Below are 25,394 nucleotides of genomic sequence, written 5' to 3' on the forward strand. Positions count from 1 at the left end.
ATGGAACGGCGTGCCGACATGGACTGGATGCTGAAGGACCTCGCGGAGACCGTCCCCCAGACCCGCCATGTGGTGGTGCTCTCCTCGGACGGCCTGTGCATGGCCAAGCACAACACCGACACCGACACCGCCGACCGGCTGGCCGCGATCGGCTCGGGCCTTCAGAGCCTCTCCTCCGCCGTCGCGGCCGAATTCCCGCACAGCGACGGGCGGATGCGCATGGTGGTCATCGAAGTCAACGGCGGATTCATGTACTTGATGGCCGCGGGCGCGGGCGCACACCTCGCCGTGCTGGCGGACGAGGGCGTCGACGCGGGCCTGGTCGGAGGGCGCATGAGGGACCTGGTGGCCCGCATCGGCGAGCACTTGACCAGTCCCCCGCGCGACGGCGGATTGGCCACATGAGCCAGGAGGATCAGGGGTGGGACGAGAACGGGCCCGAGCGGCTCTATGTGATCACCGGCGGCCGGAGCGACCCGGCTGAATTACGGGGCCTCGACCTGGTCACGCTCATCGTGGCCCGGGAGGCCCCGCGGGTGGGGATGCAGCCCGAGCAGGCGTCGATTCTACGCGTGTGCAGCTCCCCGCTCTCCGTCGCGGAGATCTCCGCGTACCTGGGACTTCCCGTGAGCGTGATCACCGTTCTGCTGGCGGACCTGCTGGGCGAGGAACGGGTCGAGGCGCGGTCGCCGGCCTCGACCCTTCCCGACATCGAACTGATTGAGGCGGTGATCCATGGACTCCGGAATCTCTGACACGGCCACGGGGCCTCGGAGCGAAGACAGACTGCCCTCCTCCGCAAGCTCCGCGGTCAAGGTCGTCATCGTCGGCGGTTTCGGTGTCGGCAAGACGACCCTGGTCCGTTCCGTCAGCGAGATCCGTCCGCTGACGACGGAAGAGACCATGACGCAGGCGAGCGAGAACGTCGACGACACGGCGGGCGTGGAGCGCAAGACCGCCACGACCGTCGCGATGGACTTCGGCCGCATCAGCCTCAGCGACGAGCTGGTGCTGTACCTGTTCGGCACGCCGGGCCAGCAGCGCTTCTGGTTCCTGTGGAACGGGCTGTTCGACGGTGCCCTGGGCGCCGTGGTCCTCGTCGACACCCGCCGCCTGGAGGTCAGCTTCGACGTCATCGGACGGCTGGAGGAGTCCGGCGTCCCGTTCGTCGTCGCCGTCAACGCCTTCCCGGAGGCGCCCTCTTACCCCGTGGACGACCTGCGCGCCGCCCTCGACCTGGACCCCGCCGTCCCGATCGTCGTGTGCGACGCGCGCCAGCGCTCCTCCAGCCAGGACGTACTGCTGAAGCTGATGCACTACCTGCGCTCCCTTGCACTGACCCCGGAGGCGAAGTGACCTCTCCACCGAACGGCCCGGACCCCTCCGGCTCATCCCGCGACGCCTCCGCCGACGCCCACACCGCTGCCGCCGCCGCCCCGCCGCCCGGCTGCCCCGCACACGGCCTCGGCCCCGACGGGCTGCGCCGGCTCTACGGTCCGGAGGCCGACGCCGACCCCATCGCCCTCTACGAACGCCTTCGCGGCGAGCACGGCTCCGTCGCGCCCGTACTGCTGCCCGGAGACCGCCCCGCGTGGCTCGTGCTGGGGCACCGGGAGAACCTGGAGGTCGCGCGCACGCCGTCGCTCTTCTCCCGCGACTCCCGGCTGTGGCGCGACATGCAGCAGGGCAAGGTCCCGCCGGACCACCCCCTCGCGCCGCTGACGATGTGGCAGCCGCTGTGCGTCTTCGCCGACGGGGAGGAGCACGCGCGGTTGCGCAAGGCCGTCACCGAGAGCCTGTCGCAGTTCGAGGCGCGCGGCATCCGCCGTTACGTGACGCGCTTCGCGCACCAGCTCATCGACGAGTTCGAACCGGAGGGACGGGCCGACCTCGTCGAGCAGTTCGCCGACCAGCTGCCGCTGCGCGTGATCACGCAGCTGTTCGGCATGCCCGAGCACTACGGGCCGCGGCTGACCGACGCCGCCAAGGACATGATCCGCGGCACCGAGACCGCGGTGGCCAGCAACGACTACATCACCGAAGCGCTCCAGGACCTCGTGGACCGCAAGCGCGTCGACCCCGGCCACGACGTGGCGTCCAAGCTGCTGGAGCACCCGGCCCGGCTGAGCAACGACGAGGTGCGCGAGCATCTGCGCGTCGTCCTCGTCTCGGCCAACGAACCGACCGTCAACCTGATCGCGAACACCCTCCGTCTCGTACTGACCGACCAGCGCTTCCGGGCCACTCTGGCCGGCGGGCACATGACGCTGCCCGACGCCCTGGAACAGGTGCTGTGGGACGAGCCGCCGATGACGACGAATATCGGCCGCTGGGCGACCGGCGACGCACAGCTCGCGGGCCATCCGATCAAGGCCGGAGACATGCTGCTGCTCGGCCTCGCCGCCGGCAACGCCGATCCGCAGATCCGCCCCGACAAGTCGACGCCCATGCACGGCAATCGCTCGCATCTCGCGTTCAGCGGCGGCCCCCACGAGTGCCCGGGACAGGACCTCGGCAGGGCCATCGTCGACACGGGCATCGACACCCTCCTCTCGCGGGTGCCGGATCTCCGGCTCGCGGTGCCCGAGGAGAAGCTGACCTGGGAGACCGCGCTGATGTCGCGCCGACTCGTGTCGCTGCCCGTGACGTTCGCGGCGCGGCGGGGCAAGGGCGGCGGGCGGCAGGGCCCCGGTGTGCCCTCCGTCGAACTCCCGCCGCTCCAGCCGCAGGAGACCGCCTCGGCGCCGATGCCTCCGGCGGCGCCGCCCGTCGTCCGCACGTCGTGGTGGGCGTCGCTGAAGCAGAAGCTGAGGGGTCGGTGAGGCCGGAACACCTGACCGCACATGCCCGGGATGCCGGTAATGCCCCGGACCCATTCAGCCACTGGCGTCAACTCGCCCCGCAACGACGGTAGTTGAACGTGTAATCGTCGGTGACCTGGGGGAAGGCTCCCTGTGGCCGTGCCGGGTCCGCAGCGTGCCACGCCTGCTCCCTGTGGCCGGACTTCCCCTTGCGGAAGAGGGGTCGTCCATGCAGCAGACGGTGACGGCCGGGCTCCCGGCGGTATGGGAGTGCGTCGTCTCCGCTGGCAGTACGTGGTATTGGCCGGTTCTACCCGGTGCAGTGGGCCGAGAACGACGGGCACGACGAGAACGATGAAAACGCGAAGAACGCCGAGAACGTCGAGAACAGGGCCTGCTGCCGAGTGGTCGAGTGGAAGGCGGCGCGAAGCCGCCGGATTACCGAGGTGATCGACAGTGGAGCACGGGTTGACCGTTCCACCCGTTTTCTCTCCCATCCCGCCAGCGATCCATCCCCGTCACGAGGCGATCAACGAGCGCACGACGGCCTGGGCCAACGGCTTCGGCATCGGTTCGCCCGAGCTACGAAAGAAGCTCGTCGCGCATGACATCGGCACCTTCGCCGCCCGGGTACTGCCCGAGGGCCGCGAGGAAGTCGTGTCCATACTCGCCGACTTCGTCATCTGGCTCTTCGGAGTCGACGACGGACTGTGCGAGGAGGGCGAACTGGGCAAGAACCCCGCGGAGTTGGTCGGCGAGCTCTCCCGCATGCTGCGGGTCGCCCAGAACCCGGGAGTGCCCATGCTCTCGGACAACCCCCTCGCCACGGGCCTGAGAGACCTGCGCCACCGGGTGTCCCGCTTTGCGACACCCGGCCAGGAGGCCCGCTGGGTGGACGCGCTGCGCGAGTACTTCCTCTCCGTCGTGTGGGAGGCCTCCCACCGCAGCAGCGAGACCGTCCCCGGTCTCAACGACTACACGCTGATGCGCCTCTACGACGGCGCCACGTCGGTCGTGCTGCCGCTGCTGGAGATGGGCCACGGCTACGAGCTGCACCCCAGCGAGCGGGACAGCACCGCCGTCAGAGCCGTCGCGGAGATGGCGTACTTCATCATCACCTGGGACAACGACCTCTTCTCGTACCACAAGGAGAGCAGGGCGCAGCAGTACTACCTCAACGTGCTGCGCGTGCTGGAGCACGAGCAACGCCTCACCCCCGCCGAGGCGTTGACCGAGGCCGTCGCCCAACGCGACCGCGTCATGTGCCTGTTCCTGCGGCTGCGCGACGAACTCGCCGCCACGGGGAGCCCGCAGCTGCGCCAGTACCTGGAGAACCTCGGGACGTTCATCCGCGGCGCCCAGGACTGGGGCATCAGCTCACTTCGCTATACGACGCCCGACGATCCCGCCGGACTGCCCTCGACCTTCTGCGACACCCCGACCGACGACAGCGATCAGGCGCTGGACATCCCCGCCGTCGCGTGGTGGTGGGACGTGCTCCCCGAGAGGGAAACGTTTCAGCCTGTACGTGGCGAATTCCATCGGTCCGCGGTGGTGTGAAGCCACCCTCCGGGGCCGCGCTGTGATGCCGCGAGGCTCACGGCTCCGCCCCCGGCACAGGCCGCCCTGACAGCGACAGCGCCCCACGACCGACCGGCACGCCACGACCGACCGGCAACGCCCTGCCCGACCGGAACGCCCCGACCGACCGCGCCCGAACCCATGGGCGCCCCCACCAACCCCCCACCGAACAGCACGGCCCACACCGACAAACCCCACATCGGCTGCACCTCCGCCCCGGACCCCCCACTACCGCCGTAAGGAGCTGCGTACGTGAGTGCTGCACTGAAGGCCGTCCCGCGAGCCCCCGGAGGCTCCCCACTGATCGGCCACGCCCTGCCCCTGCTGCGCCGGCCCCTCGACTTCATGAAGTCGCTGCCCGGCAGCGGCGACCTGGTACGCGTCGACGTCGGCACCCTGCCGATCTACTTCGTCACCAGCGTCGACCTCACCCACGAACTACTGGTCACCAAGGCCCGCAACTTCGACAAGGGCCGCTTCTTCATACGGGCACGCTCCCTCGTCGGAGACGCCCTGCCCACCGCGCCCTCCGGCATACACAAGCGGCACCGGCGCCTCATGCAGCCGATGTTCCACCAGGCGCGCATCGCCGGTTACGCGAACGTCATGGCCACGCGCGCGCAGGCGATGGCCGACTCGTGGAAGCCCGGGCAGCGGGTCGAAGTCGACGACGAGCTGGCCCAGTTCTCCGTGGCGACGCTCGCCGAGACGATGTTCTCCGCCGAGATCAGCCGCCCCGCCGCCGAGGCCGTCATCCGCGACGTACCGATCCTGCTGAAGAACGCCCTGGTGCGCACCGTCACACCCCGGCTTCTCGACCGGATCCCGATCCCGGCCAACCGCCGCTTCGACACCGCCGCGAAGCGGCTGCGCACGGTCATCGACGACGTGATCGCCCTCGCGCACCAAGAGGGCGACGCGGACAACGAGGACCTGCTGTCGCTGCTCATCGCCGCACGCGACTCCGACACCGGCGACAGGCTCACCGACCGCGAGGTGCGGGACGAACTCGTCGCCATCATGTTCGCCGGCACCGAGACCACGGCGTCCACGCTCTGCTGGACGTTCCACGAGATCGCCGCGCACCCCGACATCGAGGAGAAGCTGCTCGCCGAGATCGAGTCCGTGGTCGGCGACCGCCCGGTCGGCTTCGAGGACGTACCGAAGCTCGAGTACATGGACCGCGTGCTGCGCGAGATCTCCCGCATGCACTCGGTGCCGCTGCTGATGCGGCAGGCCACCGCGCCCGTCGAACTCGGCGGCGTGGAACTGCCCGTCGGCACCGAACTCGCCTTCAGCCTCTACGCGCTCCACCGCGACGCCCGCCTGTACGACGACCCCGAGCGCTTCGACCCGGACCGCTGGCTGCCGGAGCGGGGCTCGCAGGTGCCGCGTGAGGGTTACATCCCCTTCGGGGCGGGCGCCCGCAAGTGCATCGGCGACGGCTTCGCATGGACGGAGATCGTCATCACCCTGGCGACGGTGCTGCGGCGCTGGAGGTTCGAACGGATCCCGGGCCACACCGTGAACGAGGTCGCCTCCGCCGTGGCGCACCCCGACAGCCTCCCGATGACGGTGGTGCCGAGGGGCTCGGAGGGCGGCTGAACCGACCGCCCCCCCCGAACCGGGGTACGGGGGGCGGCGGTTGTCGTGGTGCGGTGGCGCGGGCGCCGGTGTGGCGTGGGGCGTCCGGCCGCTGGTGCGGCGGTCCGGCGGTCCGGCGGTCCGGCGGTCCGGCGGCCGTACCGCGCTCAGTCGGGGCGGCGGCCCCGGAAGCGCACGCCACCGGACTCGGGGTGCCGGTCGACGGCCACGCCTTCGAAGCCCGCCGCCTCCAGCCGCGCCGGCAGCGTCTGCGGCGGCAGCGTGTTCATCGTGTCGCCGATGTGCAGCAGCCGGAAGCGGAGGCTGGGCTGGCTGTCGCTGCCCGCGAACACCCCGCCGGGCCGCAGCACCCGGAAGGCCTCCCGGAAGATCCGGTCCTGGGTGGGCACTTCGGGCACGTGGTGCAGCATCGTGAAGCACACGACGGACGAGAAGGCGCTGTCCGGCAGCGGCAGATCGGAGGCGTCGCCGTGGATGATGCGCGCCCGTTCGCCCCAGCCGTCCTGGAGGAGGCGCGCGGTATCCCCGTCGATCTCGACCGCGGTGAGGCTGGGCACCTGCTCGACCAGCACGCGGAGATTGGCCCCGTATCCGGGGCCCAGTTCCAGTACGTCGTCGCCCAGTTCGACGTCCTCCAGCGCCCAGGGGAGCAGACGGTCACGGACGCCGCGCGCCCACTTCTCGGAGCTGCACAGCCTGCGGTGTGCTCGGTTCATCGGCATGTGCAGACGCTACGGCCCAGGTGAACGGTTCGCCACGGTCGCGTCGTCTGCAGATCGCAGCTCCCGGCGCGGGCGCGGGCGCGGGCCCGCGCCCGTACGTCACTCGTACATCACGTACTCGGGCTCGGGCCGCAGCTTCAGCACCTCCGAGGGCTTCATCAGTCGCGTTCCCTCGGTGTCCTCCTCGTAGAACAGCTTGAAGCCGGTGTGCAGCCCGTCCGGCAGGTCGTCGACGAGCCGCCCCCACGTGCCGCGCTTGAGCCCCGGGGAGCCTATGCCGTCGGCGCTCTTTATCAGCGAGACGCCGTCGGCCGGGCGCAGCGCCTTCTCGTCGCTGACGACCGAGGCGGCGACCTGGTGGAAGACGAGCGGCTTGTGCGGCAGGTCGTGTTCGCCCACGAGCTTCGACAAGTACTCGGCGACGCCGTTGAGTTCGTCGCCGCTCGTCCGCCCGAAGGTCTGGCCCGGCACCTCGCCGGGGCCCATGTCCCACTCCGGGTCGAGGGCCACGCCGATGTGCGGGTGTTCCAGCCAGTCGCTCAGCGCCTTGACCTCGTCGAGCGCCGCGGCGCGGCCCGGCTGGATGTTGAGCAGGAGCAACGCGTCGCGTTCCTTGGCGAGTTCGTGGAAGCGGCGGATGGTCTTGCCGGGTGTACGGGTGCGGTACGTGCCGTCGGGGCCCGGGGTGGGGTTGGCGACCGTGGCGAGGAGTTCGAGCACGGGCAGCGGTTCGCGGCCCTCGGCGTACTTCCGTGCGGTCTTCTCCATCTCGTCGACCCGCTTGCCGGGATCGCCGCTGCCGAGGCGGCCGAGCGCGGGGGCGCCGGGCAGCCCGCAGTAGCCGACCAGCCGGTACTTGGGAAACAACTCACGTCCGCCGCGCGGAAGTTGGGGCCGCTTCTTCACCCGGGTCCGCCGCGGCGACGGCGAACGGGACTCCTTGCCGCCGCCCTTGCCTCCGCCGCCCTTGCCGCTTCCCGGAGCGCCGCCGGGCTTGGCGTCGTCGGGCCGTGCGCGGGCGGACGTGCCGCAGCCCGTGAGCGCGCCGAGGCCGAGCGCCGCGGACGCGGCGAGCAGCCCGCGCCGGGTGGCGGACGCCCCGGGCGGTTCCCCGGACACCGGCGCCTCCACGGGCGCCTCCCCGGCCGCGGACACCGGCACCGACACCGGCACCTGCCCCGCCTGCGACTCCGGTTCCGGTTCCGGCTCCCGCTCCCGCCCCGGAGGCGACTGGCTCCGCTCTCCGTGATCGTCCTGTCCGTAGCGTCCACTCGGCCTGCCGGTCGTGCCGTCAGCCACGTCGCCTCCGTCCGCCGGTCGGTGCGTCCCGTCGTACGTGTCCCGGTGCGCGTACTGCCCCGCCGCATCGGCGGTGCGCACGCGCGTGCCTCTCGCACGTACGCCCCCGTCCCGTCCGCATGTCCATCCGGCACGCGCCCGAAACGATGTTGCTCGGCCGTCTTCCGGCGGTCCCGGCCCGTACCGCCGCCCCCGCCCCCGACGTCTACGCGCGCGGCGCAGAATGGGCTCATGACGCAGAACACGGATGCAACGCCGGACCGGCCCGCGCCGGACCCGGCCATGCCGGAGTGGGAGAAGCGCTTCCGGGCACCGCGGGTGTCGCTGCCCGACTGGGCCGAGGACGCACCGGACCGCTCGCTGTACATCTCCAATGTCACCGGCACGTTCGAGCTGTACGCGTGGGACCGGGCCACGGGCGAGCACCGCCAGGTGACCGACCGCCCGAACGGTACGACCGACGGCGTGCTGACGCCCGACGGGGAGGAGATCTGGTGGTTCTCGGACACGGACGGCGACGAGTTCGGGATCTGGATGCGGCAGCCCTTCAAGGGCGGCGACGACGAGGCGGTGGCCCCGGGGCTCGACCCGTCCTTCCCGGCGGGGCTGGCCGTCGCGCGTGACGGCACGGCCGTCATCGGCCGCTCCACCGACGAGGACGGCACGACGATCCATCTCTGCCGCCCCGGCCGGGAGCCCGCCGAGATCTACCGGCACCGCGAGTCCGCCGGAGTGGCCGACCTCTCGCACGACGGGACGCTGCTGGTCGTCGAGCACACCGAGCACGGCGACGCGATGCACTCCGCGCTGCGCGTGATGCGGCTCGACGGCACCACCGTCGCCGAGCTGGACGACAGCGAGGGCGGCACGAAGGAACTCGGCCTGTCCGCCCTGGGGTTCGCACCCGTACGGGACGATTCGCGGCTGCTCGTCGCGCACCAGCGCACCGGCCGCTGGGAGCCGATGATCTGGGAGCCGCTCACCGGCGCCACCACCGAGCTCGACATCGATCTGCCCGGCGACGTCAGCGCCGACTGGTATCCCGACGGGACCGCGCTGCTGGTGTCCCACAGCCATCAGGCGCGCAGCGACCTGTGGCGCTACGACATCGCGTCACGCACGCTGACCCGGATCGAGACGCCGCCCGGTTCGGTCGCGGACGCGACGGTGCGGCCCGCGAGGCCCACCGGGACGCAGGACGTCAGCATCGAGTACCTGTGGTCGTCGGCCGCGCAGCCGCCCCGGGTGCGCTCCGCCGAGGGAGCCGTCGTACTCGATCCGCCCGGCATGGCGGCCCCGCCGTCCGTACCCGTGGAGGACGCCTGGGTGGAGGGCCCCGGCGGCACCGTCCACGCCCTCGTGCAGAAGCCGGAGGGCGAGGGCCCCTTCCCCACGGTCTTCGACGTGCACGGCGGCCCGACCTGGCACGACAGCGACGCGTTCGCCGGTCAGCCGGCCGCCTGGATCGACCACGGCTTCGCGGTCGTACGCGTCAACTACCGCGGCTCCACCGGCTACGGGCGCGAGTGGACGGACGCCCTCAAGCACCGCGTGGGCCTCATCGAACTGGAGGACATCGCGGCCGTGCGGGAGTGGGCCGTCTCCTCCGGGCTCGCCGACCCGGAGCGGCTGGTGCTGGGCGGCGGTTCGTGGGGCGGCTATCTGACGCTGCTCGGCCTGGGCACCCAGCCCGGCGCCTGGGCGGTGGGCCTCGCGGCGGTGCCGGTCGCGGACTACGTCACCGCCTACCACGACGAGATGGAGGCCCTGAAGTCGCTGGACCGCACGCTGCTCGGCGGCTCGCCCGAGGAGGTGCCGGAGCGGTACGAGGTCTCGTCGCCGCTCACGTACGTCGACGACGTACGGGCACCGGTCTTCATCTCCGCCGGCGTCAACGACCCGCGCTGCCCCATCCGGCAGGTGGAGAACTATGTGGGGCGGCTGGAGGATCGCGGCGCACCGCACGAGGTGTACCGCTACGACGCCGGGCACGGCTCGCTCGTGGTGGAGGAGCGGATCAAGCAGTTGAGGCTGGAGATCGACTTCGCTCTGCGGCACCTTCCCGGGCCGAAGCCGGTCCCGTGACGCCGGGGCCGCCAGAGGCGCCGGGGTCCTGCGGGCCGTCGGGGCCGTCCCGGCCGTCCGGGCCGGCACCGCCGGGGGCGATGCCGAGCGCGGCGTCCTGGGCCAGCTCCCTGTCCCGGCGGAAGAGCCGATACCACATGAAGACCACGAAGCCCGCGAAGACGAACCACTCGGCGGTGTAGCCGAGGTTCTGGAACGCCTTCATGTCGAGGCCGGTGTTGTCGGGTCGTACCGGCGGCACCGGCTTCAGCTTCGAGCCGTCCGGGACGTGCTGCACCGTGATCCAGGCGTCGTGCACGTCGTACGGGACGACGTTGACGAGCGAGGCGGCGCTGATCATGCCGAGCCGGCCCTTCGGAAGTCCGCCGCCGGCCCGTACTCCCGGACTGCCCTCGGACTCCGAGGCCTGTAGCGCGCCGGTGACCCTCACCTCGCCCCGCGGGGGCGGCGGCACGCGGGACGCGTCGGCGTCGCCCGGAAGCCATCCGCGCACGACGGGCAGCGCCTTGCCGTCACGGTTGTGCTTGCCGTCGCTCCCGCCCTTGCCGTCTCCGGACGTACGCAGCAGGGACAGCACATAGAAGCCGCGCCTGCCGTCGAGTGCCCGGTCGGGCACCAGCAGCGGACGGGAGGTGTCGTAGCGTCCGGTGACCTCCGCCGTGCGGCCGCTGGTCCTCGCGTCGACCGGCAGCAGCCTGGACAGCGGCTCCGGCCGTGCGTGCGCGGCCTCCGAAACGGTGCGCTGCTGCTGCTCGTCACTCTCCACCCGCGCCTCGAAGCGGGAGAGCTGCCAGCTGCCCATGAAGAGACAGACCGGGATCGCCAGCACGGAGAAGAGGTTGATTCCCCACCACCGCGGGGTCAGCAGAAACCGGTACACGACTACACGGTACGGGGCCGCGCGACAGCGGTCATTCGTGGGTGCGCGGCGCACACGGACCACCCGCGCCGGCGTCCGCCGCGGGAACCGCCGTGTGTGCCCGGCGAGATGCGGCCTCGCGCGCCACACCGCCGGTCAGGCCGCACCGCCGGTCAGTGCGCGGCCAGGACTCCCGTGCGGTACAGCGTGCCCGCGCAGGCGCCCTTCAGTTCGGTGCCGGCCGCGGCCGGGTCGCCCACGTCCGGGGTGTGGCTGAGGACCACGCTCGACTTGCCGTCCGTGGTGCCGCCGGAGTTGCCGTTGTCGCCGCCGCCGTTCCCACCGTCGTCGTCGCCGCCGGAGTTGCCGTTGTTCCCGCCGTTCCCGCCGTCCTCGTGACCGCCGGAGCTGCCGTTGTTCCCGCCCTGGCCGCCCTCCGGGCCGTGGCCCTCCTCGGCCTTCGGCTCGGGCTTTCCGGGAGGGCCGCACTTGCTGGGAATCCAGGCCCACTTGACCTCGTACGCGTCACCCGGCTTCAGCACCAGCTCGCTCGCGGCGAGATCGGGGTCGGGAAGCCCGGCCGCCGGGTCGCCCTGGGTGTGGTCCACGACGTTTATCCGCTCGATGTCGGCACGGCCGCGGGCGGAGGCGCCCACGACGCCGTCGCCCTCGACGGTGCAAGCATCCGAGGACGTGTTGACGACGCGGAAACTGCCGTACACCTTGCCGTCGGAGGCGGCCGCGCTCTCCGAGGCGCTGCCGTCGCCGAGCTGCTGGCGCCCGCAGCTGGGGGCGCTCGTGGCGAGCGTGTCGTTCGGGTCGGCGCCGCCCGAGTCGCCGCCCCGCGTGGGAGACGGTGACTTCGAGCCGTGGCCGCCGCCCGACTTGCCGCCGTCGGCGCCGACACCGCCCGAGACGTCGCCCGAGCCCTGGGTGTGGCCGGGGCCGCCACCGCCGACGGTGTCCTGGCCGGGGTCTTGGTTGCCGCCCGCGTTGATGGACGAGTCGCCCGGGAGCCCGGGCACGATGCCGCTGCTCACCAGGCCGGGAACGCCGACTCCCGCGAGCACCACGGCGGCGGCCGCGCCCACGAGTACGCGGCGCCGGTGCGCCCGCCGCGCGGGCACCGCGTGCTGGAGGTAGGCGAGCGACTCGGGGCCCGGCTCGATGTGGCTCACGCTGTGGTGCAGCATCCGGCGGAGGGCGGCCTCGACCTCGCTGTCGTCCTCGCCGTCGCCGTTTCCGGAACCGTCGCCGGCGCCGGGACCTCCCGCGCCGCCGGCACCTCCGCCGTGACCGCCGGAACCGCCTGCGCCGCCGCGTCCGCCGCCGCCCGCACCGGCGGGCCCGCCGCCGGATCCGGACGCAGCGCCGGAACCGCCCGCGACGGGACGGAGCGCGGCCGTGCCTTCGGCCGCGGCACTCTGAGCGCCTTCGGCCGCGGCCCCCTGGGCGCTGCCGCCGCCCGGTGCCGGCCCATCGGCGCCAGGCCGGTCCGCGGACCGGCCGAACTGCCCTGTGCCGTCCGGGAGTTGCAATGTGTCCTGGTGGCTGGAATGCATGGTCGTCATCGCGTCTCGGACCGCGTCCGGCCCACCGGGGGCGGGATGCGGAGTGTCAGGGATGTCCGGCGGGCGCGGCAGATCCGGCGCCTCGGGGGACGCGGGATCGCCGGGCGTGCCCGGGAGTCCGGCGGGCCGGTCGATCTCCGGCAGCACCGGATCGTCGATCTGCGGAGGGTCCGGGATCTCCGGCTCGTCGTAGATGCCGGGGCTCTCGGGGATCTCCGGGGCAGCCGGGATCTCGGGCATGTCGGGGACCGCGGGCGGCGGCGGGATGTCCGGCGTCGGCGGGATCTCCGGGCTCTCCAGGATGTCCGGCGCCTCGGGGATCGCGGGCGTCTCCGCGGGGCCGTGCACATCCGGTACGCCGGGGACGCCGGGCAGGTCGGGCAGGTCCGGCGCCTCGGGCGCACCGTGCTCCGGGAGCTCCGGGCTCTCGACGTCAGGGGCGTCCGGTGCGTGCGGGGTCTCCGGTGCGTGCGGGCCGTCGGGCAGATCGGGCTCCTCGGGGCCCGGGCCCGGGGCCTCGGGTCCGCCGCTCGCGCCGCCCTGCCCGTACGAGGCGACGGGCGCCAGCTCCTCGCCGTCCGTGCCGCCCTCGCCCTCCGGGCCTTCCCGGCGGTGGCGGCCGTGACCGCCCGCGTCCCGGCCGCCGGCGTACCGGTCACCGGTGTACCGGTCACTCACGTCCCGGCCACCCGCGTACCGGTCGTGGCCGTCGTCGGTGTCGCCCTCGGCATCCCGGCCGGCCCGGCCCGTCAGCCGCAGCCCCTGCTCGTACGGACCGCCCGGCTCGCTCTCCACATCGGCCAGCTCGCCCGCGCCGGCCAGCCGCACGAGCTCGCGCAAGCGCTCGCTGAGCACCCTGTCCTGGTCGTCGTACGCGCTCATGAGGCCGCCTCCATCGCGACCCTGAGCGCGGCGATCCCACGCGAGCCGTACGCCTTCACCGAGCCCAGCGAAAGCCCCAGCACCTCGGCGACCTGCGCCTCGGTCATGTCCGCGAAGTAGCGCAGCACCAGCACCTCGCGCTGGCGGCGCTGGAGGCCGCGCATCGCGTGGATCAGCTCGTCGCGCTCCAGCTGCTCGTACGCGCCCTCCTCGGCGCTGGCCATGTCCGGCATCGGCTTCGACAGGAGCTTGAGGCCGACGATCCGCCGGCGCAGCGCGGATCTTGAGAGATTGACGACGGTCTGCCGCAGATACGCGAGGGTCTTCTCCGGCTCGCGGACGCGCTTGCGCGCGGAGTGGACGCGGATGAACGCCTCCTGGACGACGTCCTCGCAGGAAGCGGTGTCGTCCAGGAGCAGAGCGGCGAGCCCGAGCAGCGACTTGTAGTGGACGCGGTAGGTCTCGGTGAGGTGGTCGACTGTCGTGCCCGCTGCCATCGCGTCGTCAGATTCCGCGCCCTGGGCCGGGACGCGTGTGGGGCGGGCCGGGGACCACGGCGAGATCACCGGCATGCCTCCGGCGCTGATGCCGGGGGTGCCGGGCGCTGTCGCGAGTCCGAATGCTTCCACCACGCTTGTTGGACACACACTCCCCCTGGAGGGTTGTACGCGTCAGACGCCGCCGTCGACGACCGTTCGAACGCGCTCATGCGTACCAGCTCTTCCCGGCTGCCCGTACAGTCACTTCGCCTCTCGAATCCGGGAGTGGACACAGAGACGCCCCGCGTCCCGCGGCCGGTTGCAACGGCCGGGGGAGAAATTCTCGTCTCTGCGTCCCGTGCCCGCCAGTGCCAAGACCCTTCCTTGACTGAGAAGTTCGTGTGATCCGGCTGCATACAGAGGACCGTCTGCAATCGGCCCGCCCGGCCCCCGCCCTCCATGAGCCCGCCTCCATGAGCCCGGCGCGGGCCCGGCCCCGGTCCCTACGCCGCGGGCCCCTCCGCCGCGATCCGTTCCGCGATCTGCGCCATGTTGAGCGCCGCGCCCTTGCGCAGGTTGTCCGCGCAGACGAACAACTCCAGCGCGCACGGGTCGTCCAGCGACCGCCGTACGCGGCCCGCCCACGTGGGATCCGTGCCCGCCACGTCCGCCGGCGTCGGGAAGTCGCCCTGTTCCGGATCGTCGCAGAGCACCACCCCCGGGGCGTTCGCCAGGATCTCCCGCGCCCGCCACACGCACACCTCGCTGCCGAACCGCGCGTGCACGGACGCCGAATGAGCGGTCAGCACCGGCACCCGCACACAAGTCGCGGACACCGGCAGGGAGGGCAGCCCCAGCACCTTCCGCGTCTCGTCCCGTACGGTCAGCTCCTCCGACGTCCAGCCGCCCTCGCACATCTCACCGGTGAACGGCACGACGTTGAGCGCGACAGGGGTGCGGTCCGGATCGCCGGGCCCGGCACCGGCGCCCGCGGCGACGGCCGCATGACCGCGGCCCTCGGCCACCGCACGCCGGATGTCCCCCGGATGTCTGCCCAGTTCCGCGCCGGCCGCCTCCGCAGACGTCACGGCCGCCAACTGGCCGCGCAGCGCCTCGACTCCGTAGCGTCCCGCGCCGGACACCGCCTCGTACGAGGAGAGGACCAGCCCGGTCAGCCCCCACTCCCGGTGCAGCGCGCCCGTCGCGACGGCCGTCGTCAGCGTGGTGCAGCCGGGGCTCGCGACGACTCCGCGCGGCCTCTCCCGCACGGCGTCGCCGTTGAGTTCGGGCACCACCAGCGGAACGCCGTGCGCCATGCGGAACGCGCGAGAGCCGTCCACCACGACCGCCCCGAGCCCGGCCGCGACCGGCACCCACCGCGCCGCGACATCCTCCGGCACCGCGAAGACGGCCACGTCGGCACCTGTCAGCGCCTCCTCGGTGAGCGCCCGCACGGCGGTGTCCTCGCCGCGCACCTCCCGCACGCGGCCGGAGGAGCGCGGCGACGCGAGCAGCCGGATCTCGCCCCAGACGTCCGCCCGTTCGGACAGCAGGGACAGCAGCACCGTGCCGACGGCGCCCGTCGCGCCGACGACCGCCAGGGCGGGCCTGCCGGTACGCCCGGTATGCCCGGTACGCCCGCCCGCCCCGGCGGACGGCGTCACCGCCCTGTGCCTCCGTAGACGACTGCCTCGTCGCTCTCGCTGTCGAGACCGAACGCCGAATGCACCGCGCGCACCGACTCGTTGACGTCGTCCTCGCGCGTGACGACGGAGATGCGGATCTCCGAGGTGGAGATCAGCTCGATGTTGACCTCGGCCTGCGACAGCGCCTCGAAGAACGCCGCGGTCACACCCGGGTTGGTCTTCATGCCCGCGCCGACAAGGGAGATCTTCGCGATCTGGTCGTCGTAGCGCAGCGAGTCGAAGCCGATGGCGCCCTGCGCCTTCTCCAGTGCGGCGATCGCCTTGCGCCCCTCGCTCTTGGGGAGCGTGAAGGAGATGTCCGTGAGACCGGTCGAGGCGGCCGACACGTTCTGCACGACCATGTCGATGTTGACCTCGGCGTCCGCGATCGCGCGGAAGATCACCGCAGCCACACCCGGCTTGTCCGGCACTCCGACAACCGTGATCTTCGCCTCGGAAGTGTCATGCGCGACACCCGAGATGATCGCCTGCTCCATCGACTCTTCTTCCCCTTGCCCGTTCCTCTTGCTCTCCCCGCTCTTCAGCGCGGCCTGCGCACCGGGGACGTTCTCTCCGTGCCCCTCGTGCCCGCCCGGAGGCTCACTGCTGACCCAGGTGCCCTGAAGTCCCGAGAAGGACGACCGTACGTGGATCGGGATGTTGTAGCGGCGGGCGTACTCGACGCAGCGGTGCAGCAGCACCTTCGAGCCGGAGCTGGCCAGCTCCAGCATGTCCTCGAAGGAGATCCAGTCGATCTTCCGGGCCTTCTTCACGACCCGCGGGTCGGCGGTGAAGACGCCGTCGACGTCGGTGTAGATCTCACAGACGTCCGCGTCGAGCGCCGCCGCCAGCGCCACGGCGGTGGTGTCGGAGCCGCCGCGGCCCAGCGTGGTGATGTCCTTGCTGTCCTGGGACACGCCCTGGAAGCCCGCGACGATCGCGATGTTGCCCTCGTCGACGGAGGTCTGGATACGGCCCGGGGTGACGTCGATGATCCGCGCCTTGTTGTGCGCGGAGTCGGTGATCAGGCCCGCCTGGCTTCCGGTGAACGACTGTGCCTCGTGTCCGAGGGATTTGATCGCCATCGCCAGCAGTGCCATGGAGATGCGCTCTCCGGCGGTCAGCAGCATGTCGAACTCGCGCCCCGTCTGGACGGGGGAGACTTCCTTGGCGAGATCGATCAGCTCGTCCGTCGTGTCACCCATCGCCGAGACCACGACGACAACCTGGTTGCCGTTCTTCTTGGCCTCGACGATCCGCTTGGCAACGCGCTTGATGCCCTCGGCATCGGCAACGGAGGAGCCGCCGTACTTCTGCACGACAAGGCCCACGTGTGCTCGCTCCTCGATTCTCAAGTCCTAGCGCCCTTCCCCTGCCTGCCCGTGGCGGCCGGGGGGACTCCCGTACGGAATCCGCGGGTCGGCTCATTTTACCGAGAAGGCGTCCCACCCTCTCGTCCAGCGACCAAACCTGCCCGTTCACGGGGCGTCCACACGGGAACGTAAGACAGCTCACACGGCGGGTGCGGGCGCGGGAGCGGGTACGGGGCCGGGGCGGGGCCGTCACCAGGAACGACGGGGGGACGGGGCGACGGGGGCGACGGGGGCGGGGGGGCGAGGCGGGGCCAGCGGTGGCGCGGGGAGGCACCGGGTGCGGGCGCGGGAGCGCTTCACGCCCCCTCGCGGGCTCCTCCGCGCCCCCGCTCCGAGGTGTCCGCGGGGCCGCCCGGCCGGACCGGCGGGCCCGGCGCGGACCACGCGCTTCCGGCGAACCGGCCGAGCGCGTCCCGCAGTTCGGGGGAGATCTCCCCGGTGGCAGCACGTCCACCGAGCGGCCAGAAGGCGATCCACCCCGCGCTGTCCGCGCGCAGACCCGGCCCCGGCGAGGCCCACGGGTGCAGCCGGACGTGCAGCACCGGACGGGAGCGCGTGCCGGAGGCCCCCTCGTAACCGCGTACGGCCACCTCCGCGACGTCGGCCCACGGGACGGACACGGTGCGGCCCCGCGACGTCGTCCCGATCACCTCCGGGTTCAGGCGGAGTTCGGCCCTCCCCCGCACGATCGACGGCTCGCTCAGCTCCAGCACCACGGGCAGCAGGACCAGGAAACCGACGAGCAGCCACACCCCTCCCGCGTCCCAGTCGCGCTCGACGCCCATCTGCGCCACGCGCAGCGCCGCGAGGCCCCACGGCAGCGCGTAGCCGCCCGCTCTCGCCCAGCGCCGCCGGCCCGTGGAGCCTCCCGGGATCCTGACCTCCGCCGGCTCTGCCGGGCGTGCGCCGGAGACCTGCTCGGGGGCGGCGGCCGCCGCGTCCTCCCGGACCTCGCGGACCGGCCCCTCCGCCCGGACCGGGCCCTCCGACCGGACCGGCCCCTCCGCGCCGACCCGCCGCCGTACGGCCATACGCCACCGGCCCCCGGCGGCCGGGGCGGCGAGCCGTTCCTGCAACAGCCCGTGCCGGAACTGCCAGGTCCCCGCCGCCTGACGCAGCACTCCCACCCGGTGCGCCTCCGCCAGGAACGCCGTCAGCCGCCAGGGAAGCGCCCCCACGGCGGCGAGCACGGAACGGGTGAGCAGCCAGTGGCTCCACGGGCTGAGCAGGAGGATCGTGCCCGCGGCGGCGACGCTGCCCACCACCCACGTCGCGACGACGGTCTCCGTCCCCCTGCCCGTGGCGGCGACGGCGCCCACGGCCCCGAGCGCCGGGCTCACCAGCGACAGCGTCAGCAGCGTGCTCCTGCGCTGTTCGTCCAGCAGCTCGCCGGGCCCGAACGCCCTGTCCGGATCCGCGGGAACGCCCAGTACGAGCATCAGCAGGCCCGGCAGCACGATCGCGAGCACCGCCAACGGGCCGTCCTGGAGCAGGAATTGCACCGCCGACGCGAAGGCCAGCACCACGGCCAGAACCGCCGCGAGGTGCGGCCGCCATCTGCGGAGCAGCCCCGCGGGCCGCTGCGGCAGGTCATCTCCCCGCACGGCGAGCAGCACACGGTGCACGATGCCGCCCATGAGCGCCAGGGCGAGCGCACCCGCAGCCCCCTCGGCCACCGCCCCGCGCTGTGCCGCGTCCCGGGTGGACCATGCCGTCAGCCCCGCCATCGCGAACAGCAGCAGGCCCGTGCCGAGGAACAGCGCCGGTACGCCCAGCACCGACGGCAGCCTGGCGCGGTGCAGCCGCCACCACGCGAACTCCCGGGTGCCCAGGCGCGTGAGGTGCCGCGCGAGGAATCCCAGCCAGCGCTCGGCGCGTGCCGCGCCCCGACTCCCCGGGCCCCGACTCCCCGCGCCCCAACTCCCCGCGGACCGCGGCCCGTCGGGCGAGGCGGGACCGGTGGGGAAGGTCGCCGGGACCAGGGAGTCCAGCAGGTGCCGTTCGACCGCTGCCGGGCCGGGGAAGCGGGACCGGTCGAGGAGTTCACCCGGAGCCGCATCCGGACCCGCGTACACGGTGCGCGTCAGCCACAGCATCAGCGGCGAGGAGAGCGCACGCACCACGGGCAGGCCGGCGTCGCCCGCGGTCAGCGCAGCCAGCAACTCCTCCCAGCGTCCGGCACGTCCGGGATGGCTGGTACGCCGCAGGAAGTCGGCCGCTGCGGCCGCGGGCACGGGCTCGGCACGCACGACGGCCGCCGACGCGAGCACGTCCTCCGACTCCGCCGCCTCCGCGTACTCCTCGGTCCGCGACGTGAGGATCAGCGGCGCGTCCCCCGCCAGCGCGCGGTTGAGGCCGGAGAGCGCCTTCGCCCGTGCGGGCGCGGGCAGTTCGTCGAAGCCGTCGAGCACGGGGAGCACCCGCCGGTCCCGCACCAGTTCGCGTACCCGCCGCCGGTCCAGCCGCCGCGTGCCGTGGTCCTGGTGCACCCGGCGGGCGAGCCAGGCGTGCAGATGCTCACGGTCCGGGTCCCAGGACCACACCGGGACGATCACGGGCACGGGCGCGCCCGACGTCCAGTCGCGCAGCAGCTCCAGTGACAGCAGCACCGCGAGCGAGGTCTTGCCCGCACCGGGGCCGCCGAGGATCACCAGCCGCCGCGCGGGCAGCGACCGGTAGGCGGCCGTCAGCGCGGCGAGCCCGTCGCCCTGCACGGGCACCGCCGCGCCCACGTTCACCTCGTGGTCGGCGGAGGCCGGATCGGCGGTCCACCGCACCTCGGGCTGCGCCCGGTCCGCCAGACCGCGGGCCGCCGCCTCGTCCCGCCACCGTGCGTGTACGGCACCTGCCAGCTCACGGGCGGCGGCGTCCTGCGGGGTCTCTGCCGGGGCCCCGTGGAACCGGACGTCGCCGAAGATGTTCCCGGCCTGGATCACGTAAGTGGCGCTGCCGGAGAAGGAGTTGTGAACGCCTCTCTGCTCCGTCACGGCCCGCCCCCGCAGATACATCCGACGCCCGACGCCTTCACGCACACGCCTGCGTACGCAGGTGCTCACGCTACGCGTCATACCCCGGTGCCATCCGGCACTTCGGCGGTCCGCACCCTGGGCGGCCCCCGGTGACCCCTGGCGAACCCTGGCAACCCTCTGGCGGGCGCCGCCCGAGATTCAGCTATTGCTTATATAAGCGACGGCTGTATATCTTCCCCGTGTGCATGCATTGGATGTCCTGGGAGACCCCGTGCGACGGCGGATCCTGGAGCTGCTCGCCGACGGCGAGCAGACCTCCGGAGCCGTATCCGGCGCGATCCAGGCCGAGTTCGGCATCTCCCAGCCCGCCGTCTCCCAGCACCTGCGGGTGCTGCGCGAGGCCGGATTCACCTCCGTACGGGCCGAGGGCACCCGGCGGCTCTACGCCGTCGAGGCCGCTCCCCTGCGCGAGGTCGACACATGGCTGGAGCGCTTCCGCGGCTTCTGGGAGCAGCGGCTCGACGCTCTCGGCACGGAACTGGCGCGCGGCAAGCGCGAACGCCGCAGGAAAGACGCCGGTGCGGACACCGCCGGCAGCGAGGAGCAGTGATGAGCGACATCGTCGACCAGATCAACGCGGTCCACCGGAAGGTCGGCACCCGGGACGTGGAGGGGCAGGAGGCCCACACGGTCCTGCTGCGCCGTACGTACGAGGCCGCCGTCGAGGACGTGTGGGACGCCTGCACCGACCCGGAGCGCATCCGCCGCTGGTTCCTGCCGGTCAGCGGGGATCTGAAGCCCGGCGGGCACTACCAGCTGGAGGGCAACGCGGGCGGCGAGATCCTGCGCTGCGAACCGCCCCGGCTGCTCAAGGTCAGCTGGGTGATGGGCGAGAGCCCCGGCTTCAGCGAGGTCCAGGTGCGGCTGACGCCCGAGGGCGACGACGAGACGGTCTTCGAGCTGGAGCACGTCGCGGTCGTACCGCCGGAGTTCTGGGACCAGTTCGGCCCGGGAGCGGTCGGCGTCGGCTGGGACCTCACGGTGCTCGGCCTCGGAATGCACCTGCGGGGCGAGGTGATCCCCGACCACTCCGAGTTCGAAGCGTCCGACGAGGCAAGGGAGTTCTCGACGCGCAGCAGCGAGGCGTGGGGCGCGGCGTACGAGGCATCGGGAGCACCGGCCGACGTGGTCGCGAAGGCCGTCAGCGGCACGACGGCGTTCTACGTGCCGCCGCGGGAGGACGGCGCCTCCTGAACGGCTCCCGGCACGCGGCGCACGGTGGGCACGGCGGGGGGCAGGATCTCCGTACGGCGCGAACGCCGCCCGCGAGGCGGCGGTAGCGTCAACTGCCGTGCGGTGAACGGGCGGTGGCCGTGCGTCGGCCGGGGCAGTGAGGAGCATCCAATGAGCGACAGCGGCGGGACCGGCCGGATCGACGCCGTCCACCGGGAAGTCGGCAGCCGCCGGGTGGACGGGGCTGAGGCCCGCACGGTCCTGCTGCGGCGCACATACGACGCCCCCGTCGGGGAGGTCTGGGACGCCTGCACCGACCGGGAACGCGTCAGCCGCTGGTTCGTGCCCGTCAGCGGCGAACTGAAGCCCGGCGGGCACTACCTGCTGGAGGGCCACGCACACGGCGAGGTCCTGCGCTGCGAGGCACCCCGACTGCTCAGGCTGAGCTGGCTGTTCGGCGACGACCCGGACTTCGGCGAGGTCGAGCTCCGGCTGACGGCCGAGGGCGGGGCCGACGGGGACGGGGCCGACGGCGAGAGCGACGGCGACGAGCGGACCGTGCTCGAACTGGAGCATGTCTCGGTGGTACCCGACGAGGTATGGGAACACTTCGGGCCCGGAGCGCTCGGCCTCGTCTGGGACCTGACGGCGCTCGGCCTCCACTTCCATCTGCTGGACGGTCCGGCCGACGATCTCGCCGCCTGGCGGGAGTCCGACGAGGCACGGGAGTTGATGACCCGCAGCAGCGAGGCATGGGGCGCGGCGTACGAGGCATCGGGGGCACCGGCCGACGTGGTCGCGGAGGCCGTGAGCAACACGACGGCGTTCTACGTACGGCCGCGGGAGGACGCCGAGTGAGCGCGTGAGCGCGTGACCGCGGGCCGGCGAGCGGCCGGCCCGCGCCCATGCCACCGGCGACCGCGCATGCGGAGCGAAACGATCGTGCGCCGGTGGAGACAAACGAGGGGCACGCCCGGGCCCTCGGCTCTAGCGTGGCAACACGGGCCGCACCAGCGGCTCCCGCCCCTGACCGCCTCGCTCCCGACCGGCCAACTACCCCCTCGACCTGCGCCGTTGAACGAGACGCCGTTCCACGGAGGGTCCGCGGCCCAGCCCCTGCGGCCGCCAATTCCACATACAGCATGCCGAGACTCCGATGTCAGCCTCTCGACGGTTGAGGTCAGTTGTCGGACACTGCTGGTCTGATTCCGGCCACAATCCGGATGAGGACCCTGTCACCCAGCGGAAGGGCACTCGCATGAGCACGTGGCAGCTGACCGTCGAGCACCGGATAGCAGCGCCACCCGTGCGGGTGTGGGAGACCATGACCGACATCGAGGGCTCCCCGAACGTGATCAGCGGCGTAGAACGCGTGGAATTGCTCAGCGACGCGCCCTTCGGCGTCGGCACCCGCTGGCGGGAGACCCGCCTGATGTTCGGCGAGGAGGCGACCGAGGAGATGTGGGTGAGCGCCTGCGAGGCTCCCACCCGCTACGTCGTCGAGGCCGATTCACGCGGCGTCCACTACACCTCGGAGTTCACCCTCGCCCCCGACGGCGACGACGCCACCTCCGTACGCCTCGTCTTCGGCGGCTCCCGCACGGAGAAGAACGCCCTCGGCGGAGTCATCGGCAAACTCTTCGGCGGCATCGGCGCCAGAACGGTCGAGAAGGCCCTGACCAAGGACCTCGAAGACATCGCGGCTTCGGCGGAATCACCGCACTGACGGCGTCTCCGAGAACGCGTCCTCGGGCGCCGGCCCGTACGGCACGGGCTCAATGGACGTACTCCTTCAGCTTCTCCGTCTCCAACGCGATCCCCACCGGCTCCGGAAGCTCCACCACCGAGCCGAAGGGTCCCGCTCACGGGTCAGCCCTCCGCGTCGGCGGCCGGCCGCGCCTCGACGTCCGCGCGCATACGACGCGCACGCGCGTCCTCGTAACCGCCGAGCAGCCGCAGGGACTCCGACCAGTGCCCGGCCGCCGTCTCCGGGTTCTGCTCGTACAGCGTCCGGGCCAGCCCGTCCAGGGCGACGGCTTCGCTCCAGGCGTCGCCGAGTTCGCGGTGCGCCTCCGCCGCACGCCGGTGGAAGCCCGCGGCCTCCTCGTCGCGGCCCATCCGGTGGTACGTCTCGCCCGTCCCCTGCCACGCCAGCGCCTCGCGGCTGCGGTCGCGGAGCCTCCGGTGCAGCGTCGCCGAGCGGTTGTACGCGGTGAGTGCCGCACCGTGGTCGCCCAGCGCCTGCTGCGCGTCGCCGACCGCCAGCAGCCAGCACGCCTCCGCGACATGGTTGCGCAGGTCCAGGGCGAGCTTCAGCGCCTCCTCGGCGAGGTTCAGCGCCTCCTGCGGCTCGCCGAGCTCCAGTCGGATTCCGCTCAGGATCCACAGCGCGTTGCCCGTGCTCCGTGCGTCGTCGCGCTGCCGGTGCGCCGCGAGAGCCCGCTCGATGTCCTCCGCGGCCTGCTCCAGCTCGCCCGCGCGGAAGCGCACCAGGGCGAGGTTGGCGAGGGTCACGGTCTGCCTCCGGGTATCTCCCAGCTCCGCGAAGAGGGCCGCGGCCTCGCCCAGCCTCGCCTCGGCCGGCCCCAACTCCCGTCGACGCAGGTGGACCAGGCCGAGCGCGTTGAGCGAGTCCGCCTCTCCCGCCCGGTCGCCCGTCTCGCGCCGGATGGTCAGCGCCTCCTCATGCGCCTGGCGCGCTTCCTCCGCGCGGCTGAGCTTCGTGTAGCCGAACCCGAAGCTCTCCAGCAGCCTCGCCTGTGCCGCACGGTCGCCGGCCCGGCGGGCGGCCGACAGCCCGGCGTGGCCGATGGGCAGCCAGTCGGCCGTCAGGGACGAGGGCGCCTTGGCGTTCCACAGCACGGCCGCCAACTGCCAGGCGTGCACGTCGAGTCCGGCGTCCGACGCGGCCCGTACGGCGGGGAGGAAGTTGGCGTGTTCCCGCTCGGCCCAGTCGACGGCCTGGTCGTAGTCGGCAAAGGAGAGCGGTGTGACCCCCTCGGCGGGCGGCTGCGACGGCAGGCGCTCCTCGTGGGGTCTGATCCATCCCTGCGCGGAGTCGGCGGTGTGCAGATACCAGTCGAGCACCCTGAGCAGCGCGGCGTTCCGCTCCTCGCCGGGCTCCTCACGCTGGGCCTGGTCGCAGGCGTACGCGCGCAGCAGGTCGTGGAACTCGAAGCGGTCGGGCGCCCTCTGCTCCAGAAGATGCGCGCCGACCAGTACGTCGAGCAGCTGCCGCGCCCTGCGGACGCTGACTCCGGCCAGCGCCGCCACCGCCCCGAGCGGGAACTGCGGTCCGGGATGCAGGCCCAGTAAGCGGAAGAGCCGCGCGGCGTCGGGGGAGAGCGCACGGTAGGACCAGGCGAAGACCGCACGTACGGCTTCGCCGCCCTCCTCGTCGCCCGTGCTGAGGGCGTCCCAGAGGGCCGATTCGTCGCACAGGTCGGTGATCAGCTCGTCGAGGCTCATGTGCGGGTGGGTGGCGGCCCGTTCGGCCGCTATGCGCAGCGCGAGCGGCAAGTGGGCGCACAGACGGGCGAGTTCGGCGAGCTTGGCGGAGTCGTCGTCGGCACGGTGGCCGGCGGTGACGGCACGCAGCAGGGCCACGGCTTCGGGCTCGTCCAGCGTCCCCAGGGTGAGCCGGTCCGCCCCGTCACGCACGGCGAGCGACGAGAGACGGCTGCGGCTGGTGACGATGGTGAGGCAGTGGGCGTTGCCGGGAAGCAGCGGCCGGACCTGGGCGACGGTCGCGGCGTTGTCGAGGAAGACCAGCATCCGGCGCTCGGCCAGCAGCGTCCGGTACAGGGCCGCCGCACTGTCCGGGTCGGAGGGGACCGCCTTCGCCGTCATACCCATCGCCGTGAGGAAGCGCGGCAGCACCTCTTCGGCGGCGACGGGCTCGCCCGGGTCGTAGCCGCGCAGATTCACGTACAGCTGGCCGTCCGGGAAGCGGTCCTTGACCTGGTGCGCCCAGCGCAGGGCGAGCGCGGTCTTGCCCGCACCGGCCGTACCGGCGATCACGCACACCGGCGGGACGAAGGGGTCGCCGCCGGTGGTCAATGTGGCGTCGAGGCTCTGTAGTTCGGCGGTGCGATTGACGAAGTGGCGTAAGTCGCCGGGCAGTTGCTGCGGCGGCGGCTGGTGCCCGGCGCCCGGCCGCGGATCGTGGCCTGCGGCGTGGAAGTGGACGCCGCCGCTGACCCTGCCTGCCTGCACCACGTCACGCGAGGACCCCGACAGGTCCGAGTGGG

20 protein-coding genes are annotated in these 25,394 nt (G+C 72.6%); 11 read left to right on the forward strand and 9 right to left on the reverse strand.

All coding sequences use genetic code 11. The features are described from left to right. The 6 genes from HCC61_RS23570 to HCC61_RS23595 all read left to right on the forward strand — a co-directional run bounded on the left by HCC61_RS23570 (nucleotide 1) and on the right by HCC61_RS23595 (nucleotide 5,987). Nucleotides 1–405, forward strand: coding sequence for a roadblock/LC7 domain-containing protein (locus HCC61_RS23570; RefSeq protein ID WP_169138538.1), 405 nt, complete (start codon nucleotides 1–3; stop codon nucleotides 403–405). After that, nucleotides 402–755: a DUF742 domain-containing protein gene (locus tag HCC61_RS23575; RefSeq protein WP_169138540.1), complete on the forward strand. Its 354-nt coding sequence runs from the start codon at nucleotides 402–404 to the stop codon at nucleotides 753–755. The genes HCC61_RS23570 and HCC61_RS23575 overlap by 4 nt, the downstream gene beginning before the upstream one ends. Beyond that, on the forward strand, nucleotides 736–1,356 hold the full coding sequence (locus HCC61_RS23580; protein WP_169138542.1) for an ATP/GTP-binding protein: 621 nt from the start codon (nucleotides 736–738) through the stop codon (nucleotides 1,354–1,356). The genes HCC61_RS23575 and HCC61_RS23580 overlap by 20 nt, the downstream gene beginning before the upstream one ends. A 122-nt stretch (nucleotides 1,357–1,478) precedes the next feature. Continuing rightward, nucleotides 1,479–2,822, forward strand: coding sequence for a cytochrome P450 (locus HCC61_RS23585; RefSeq protein ID WP_240969239.1), 1,344 nt, complete (start codon nucleotides 1,479–1,481; stop codon nucleotides 2,820–2,822). A gap of 435 nt (nucleotides 2,823–3,257) precedes the next feature. Continuing rightward, the gene (locus HCC61_RS23590; RefSeq protein ID WP_169138544.1) at nucleotides 3,258–4,361 is read left to right on the forward strand and encodes a selina-4(15),7(11)-diene synthase; all 1,104 of its coding nucleotides are present in this window, start codon (nucleotides 3,258–3,260) and stop codon (nucleotides 4,359–4,361) included. Nucleotides 4,362–4,634: 273 nt separating this feature from the next. After that, nucleotides 4,635–5,987, forward strand: a complete 1,353-nt coding sequence (locus HCC61_RS23595) for a cytochrome P450 (protein ID WP_346777351.1) — start codon at nucleotides 4,635–4,637, stop codon at nucleotides 5,985–5,987. 146 nt (nucleotides 5,988–6,133) lie between these two features. Here the strand turns inward: HCC61_RS23595 and HCC61_RS23600 are convergent, their stop codons facing one another. Both HCC61_RS23600 and HCC61_RS23605 read right to left on the reverse strand, forming a co-directional pair. After that, entirely contained in the window at nucleotides 6,134–6,709 is a 576-nt protein-coding gene (locus HCC61_RS23600; protein ID WP_169138546.1) for a class I SAM-dependent methyltransferase, read from the reverse strand. A 99-nt stretch (nucleotides 6,710–6,808) separates the two neighbouring features. After that, the gene (locus tag HCC61_RS23605; RefSeq protein WP_346777352.1) at nucleotides 6,809–8,008 is read right to left on the reverse strand and encodes a hypothetical protein; all 1,200 of its coding nucleotides are present in this window, start codon (nucleotides 8,006–8,008) and stop codon (nucleotides 6,809–6,811) included. 231 nt (nucleotides 8,009–8,239) lie between these two features. On the opposite strand from HCC61_RS23605, the gene HCC61_RS23610 reads away from it, so the two are divergent. After that, nucleotides 8,240–10,093, forward strand: a complete 1,854-nt coding sequence (locus tag HCC61_RS23610) for a prolyl oligopeptidase family serine peptidase (RefSeq protein WP_240969218.1) — start codon at nucleotides 8,240–8,242, stop codon at nucleotides 10,091–10,093. Here HCC61_RS23610 and HCC61_RS23615 read toward each other — a convergent pair. From HCC61_RS23615 to HCC61_RS23640, 6 genes are all read right to left on the reverse strand, one after another. Further along, complete coding sequence (locus tag HCC61_RS23615) at nucleotides 10,026–10,973, reverse strand: SURF1 family protein (RefSeq protein ID WP_169138548.1); 948 nt, start codon at nucleotides 10,971–10,973, stop codon at nucleotides 10,026–10,028. The genes HCC61_RS23610 and HCC61_RS23615 overlap by 68 nt on opposite strands. Nucleotides 10,974–11,125: 152 nt before the next feature. Continuing rightward, nucleotides 11,126–13,405, reverse strand: a complete 2,280-nt coding sequence (locus tag HCC61_RS23620) for a hypothetical protein (protein ID WP_169138181.1) — start codon at nucleotides 13,403–13,405, stop codon at nucleotides 11,126–11,128. Next, nucleotides 13,402–13,977, reverse strand: coding sequence for a SigE family RNA polymerase sigma factor (locus HCC61_RS23625; protein WP_169138710.1), 576 nt, complete (start codon nucleotides 13,975–13,977; stop codon nucleotides 13,402–13,404). Before HCC61_RS23625 ends, HCC61_RS23620 begins: the two co-directional genes overlap by 4 nt. Before the next feature lie 410 nt (nucleotides 13,978–14,387). Beyond that, nucleotides 14,388–15,548, reverse strand: coding sequence for an aspartate-semialdehyde dehydrogenase (locus tag HCC61_RS23630; protein WP_169138557.1), 1,161 nt, complete (start codon nucleotides 15,546–15,548; stop codon nucleotides 14,388–14,390). After that, nucleotides 15,545–16,900: an aspartate kinase gene (locus HCC61_RS23635; protein ID WP_169138559.1), complete on the reverse strand. Its 1,356-nt coding sequence runs from the start codon at nucleotides 16,898–16,900 to the stop codon at nucleotides 15,545–15,547. Before HCC61_RS23635 ends, HCC61_RS23630 begins: the two co-directional genes overlap by 4 nt. Nucleotides 16,901–17,238: 338 nt before the next feature. Continuing rightward, nucleotides 17,239–19,929, reverse strand: coding sequence for an NACHT domain-containing protein (locus HCC61_RS23640; RefSeq protein WP_169138561.1), 2,691 nt, complete (start codon nucleotides 19,927–19,929; stop codon nucleotides 17,239–17,241). Nucleotides 19,930–20,152: 223 nt separating this feature from the next. Between HCC61_RS23640 and HCC61_RS23645 the strand changes: the two genes are divergently transcribed. The 4 genes from HCC61_RS23645 (at nucleotide 20,153) to HCC61_RS23660 (ending at nucleotide 22,870) form a co-directional block, all read left to right on the forward strand. After that, a complete protein-coding gene (locus tag HCC61_RS23645) occupies nucleotides 20,153–20,521 on the forward strand; it encodes a metalloregulator ArsR/SmtB family transcription factor (RefSeq protein ID WP_169138563.1) in 369 nt (122 codons plus the stop codon). Beyond that, complete coding sequence (locus HCC61_RS23650) at nucleotides 20,521–21,165, forward strand: SRPBCC family protein (protein ID WP_169138565.1); 645 nt, start codon at nucleotides 20,521–20,523, stop codon at nucleotides 21,163–21,165. Before HCC61_RS23645 ends, HCC61_RS23650 begins: the two co-directional genes overlap by 1 nt. A gap of 150 nt (nucleotides 21,166–21,315) precedes the next feature. Beyond that, nucleotides 21,316–22,002: an SRPBCC domain-containing protein gene (locus HCC61_RS23655; RefSeq protein ID WP_169138567.1), complete on the forward strand. Its 687-nt coding sequence runs from the start codon at nucleotides 21,316–21,318 to the stop codon at nucleotides 22,000–22,002. A gap of 400 nt (nucleotides 22,003–22,402) precedes the next feature. Then, entirely contained in the window at nucleotides 22,403–22,870 is a 468-nt protein-coding gene (locus tag HCC61_RS23660; RefSeq protein ID WP_169138569.1) for an SRPBCC family protein, read from the forward strand. A gap of 143 nt (nucleotides 22,871–23,013) precedes the next feature. On the opposite strand, the gene HCC61_RS23665 is transcribed toward HCC61_RS23660, so the two are convergent. Continuing rightward, complete coding sequence (locus HCC61_RS23665; RefSeq protein WP_346777353.1) at nucleotides 23,014–25,359, reverse strand: tetratricopeptide repeat protein; 2,346 nt, start codon at nucleotides 25,357–25,359, stop codon at nucleotides 23,014–23,016. Between the last annotated feature and the right edge of the window lie 35 nt (nucleotides 25,360–25,394).

The sequence above is a fragment of the Streptomyces sp. HNM0575 genome (genome assembly GCF_012726265.1).
Taxonomy (GTDB): Bacteria; Actinomycetota; Actinomycetes; order Streptomycetales; family Streptomycetaceae; genus Streptomyces.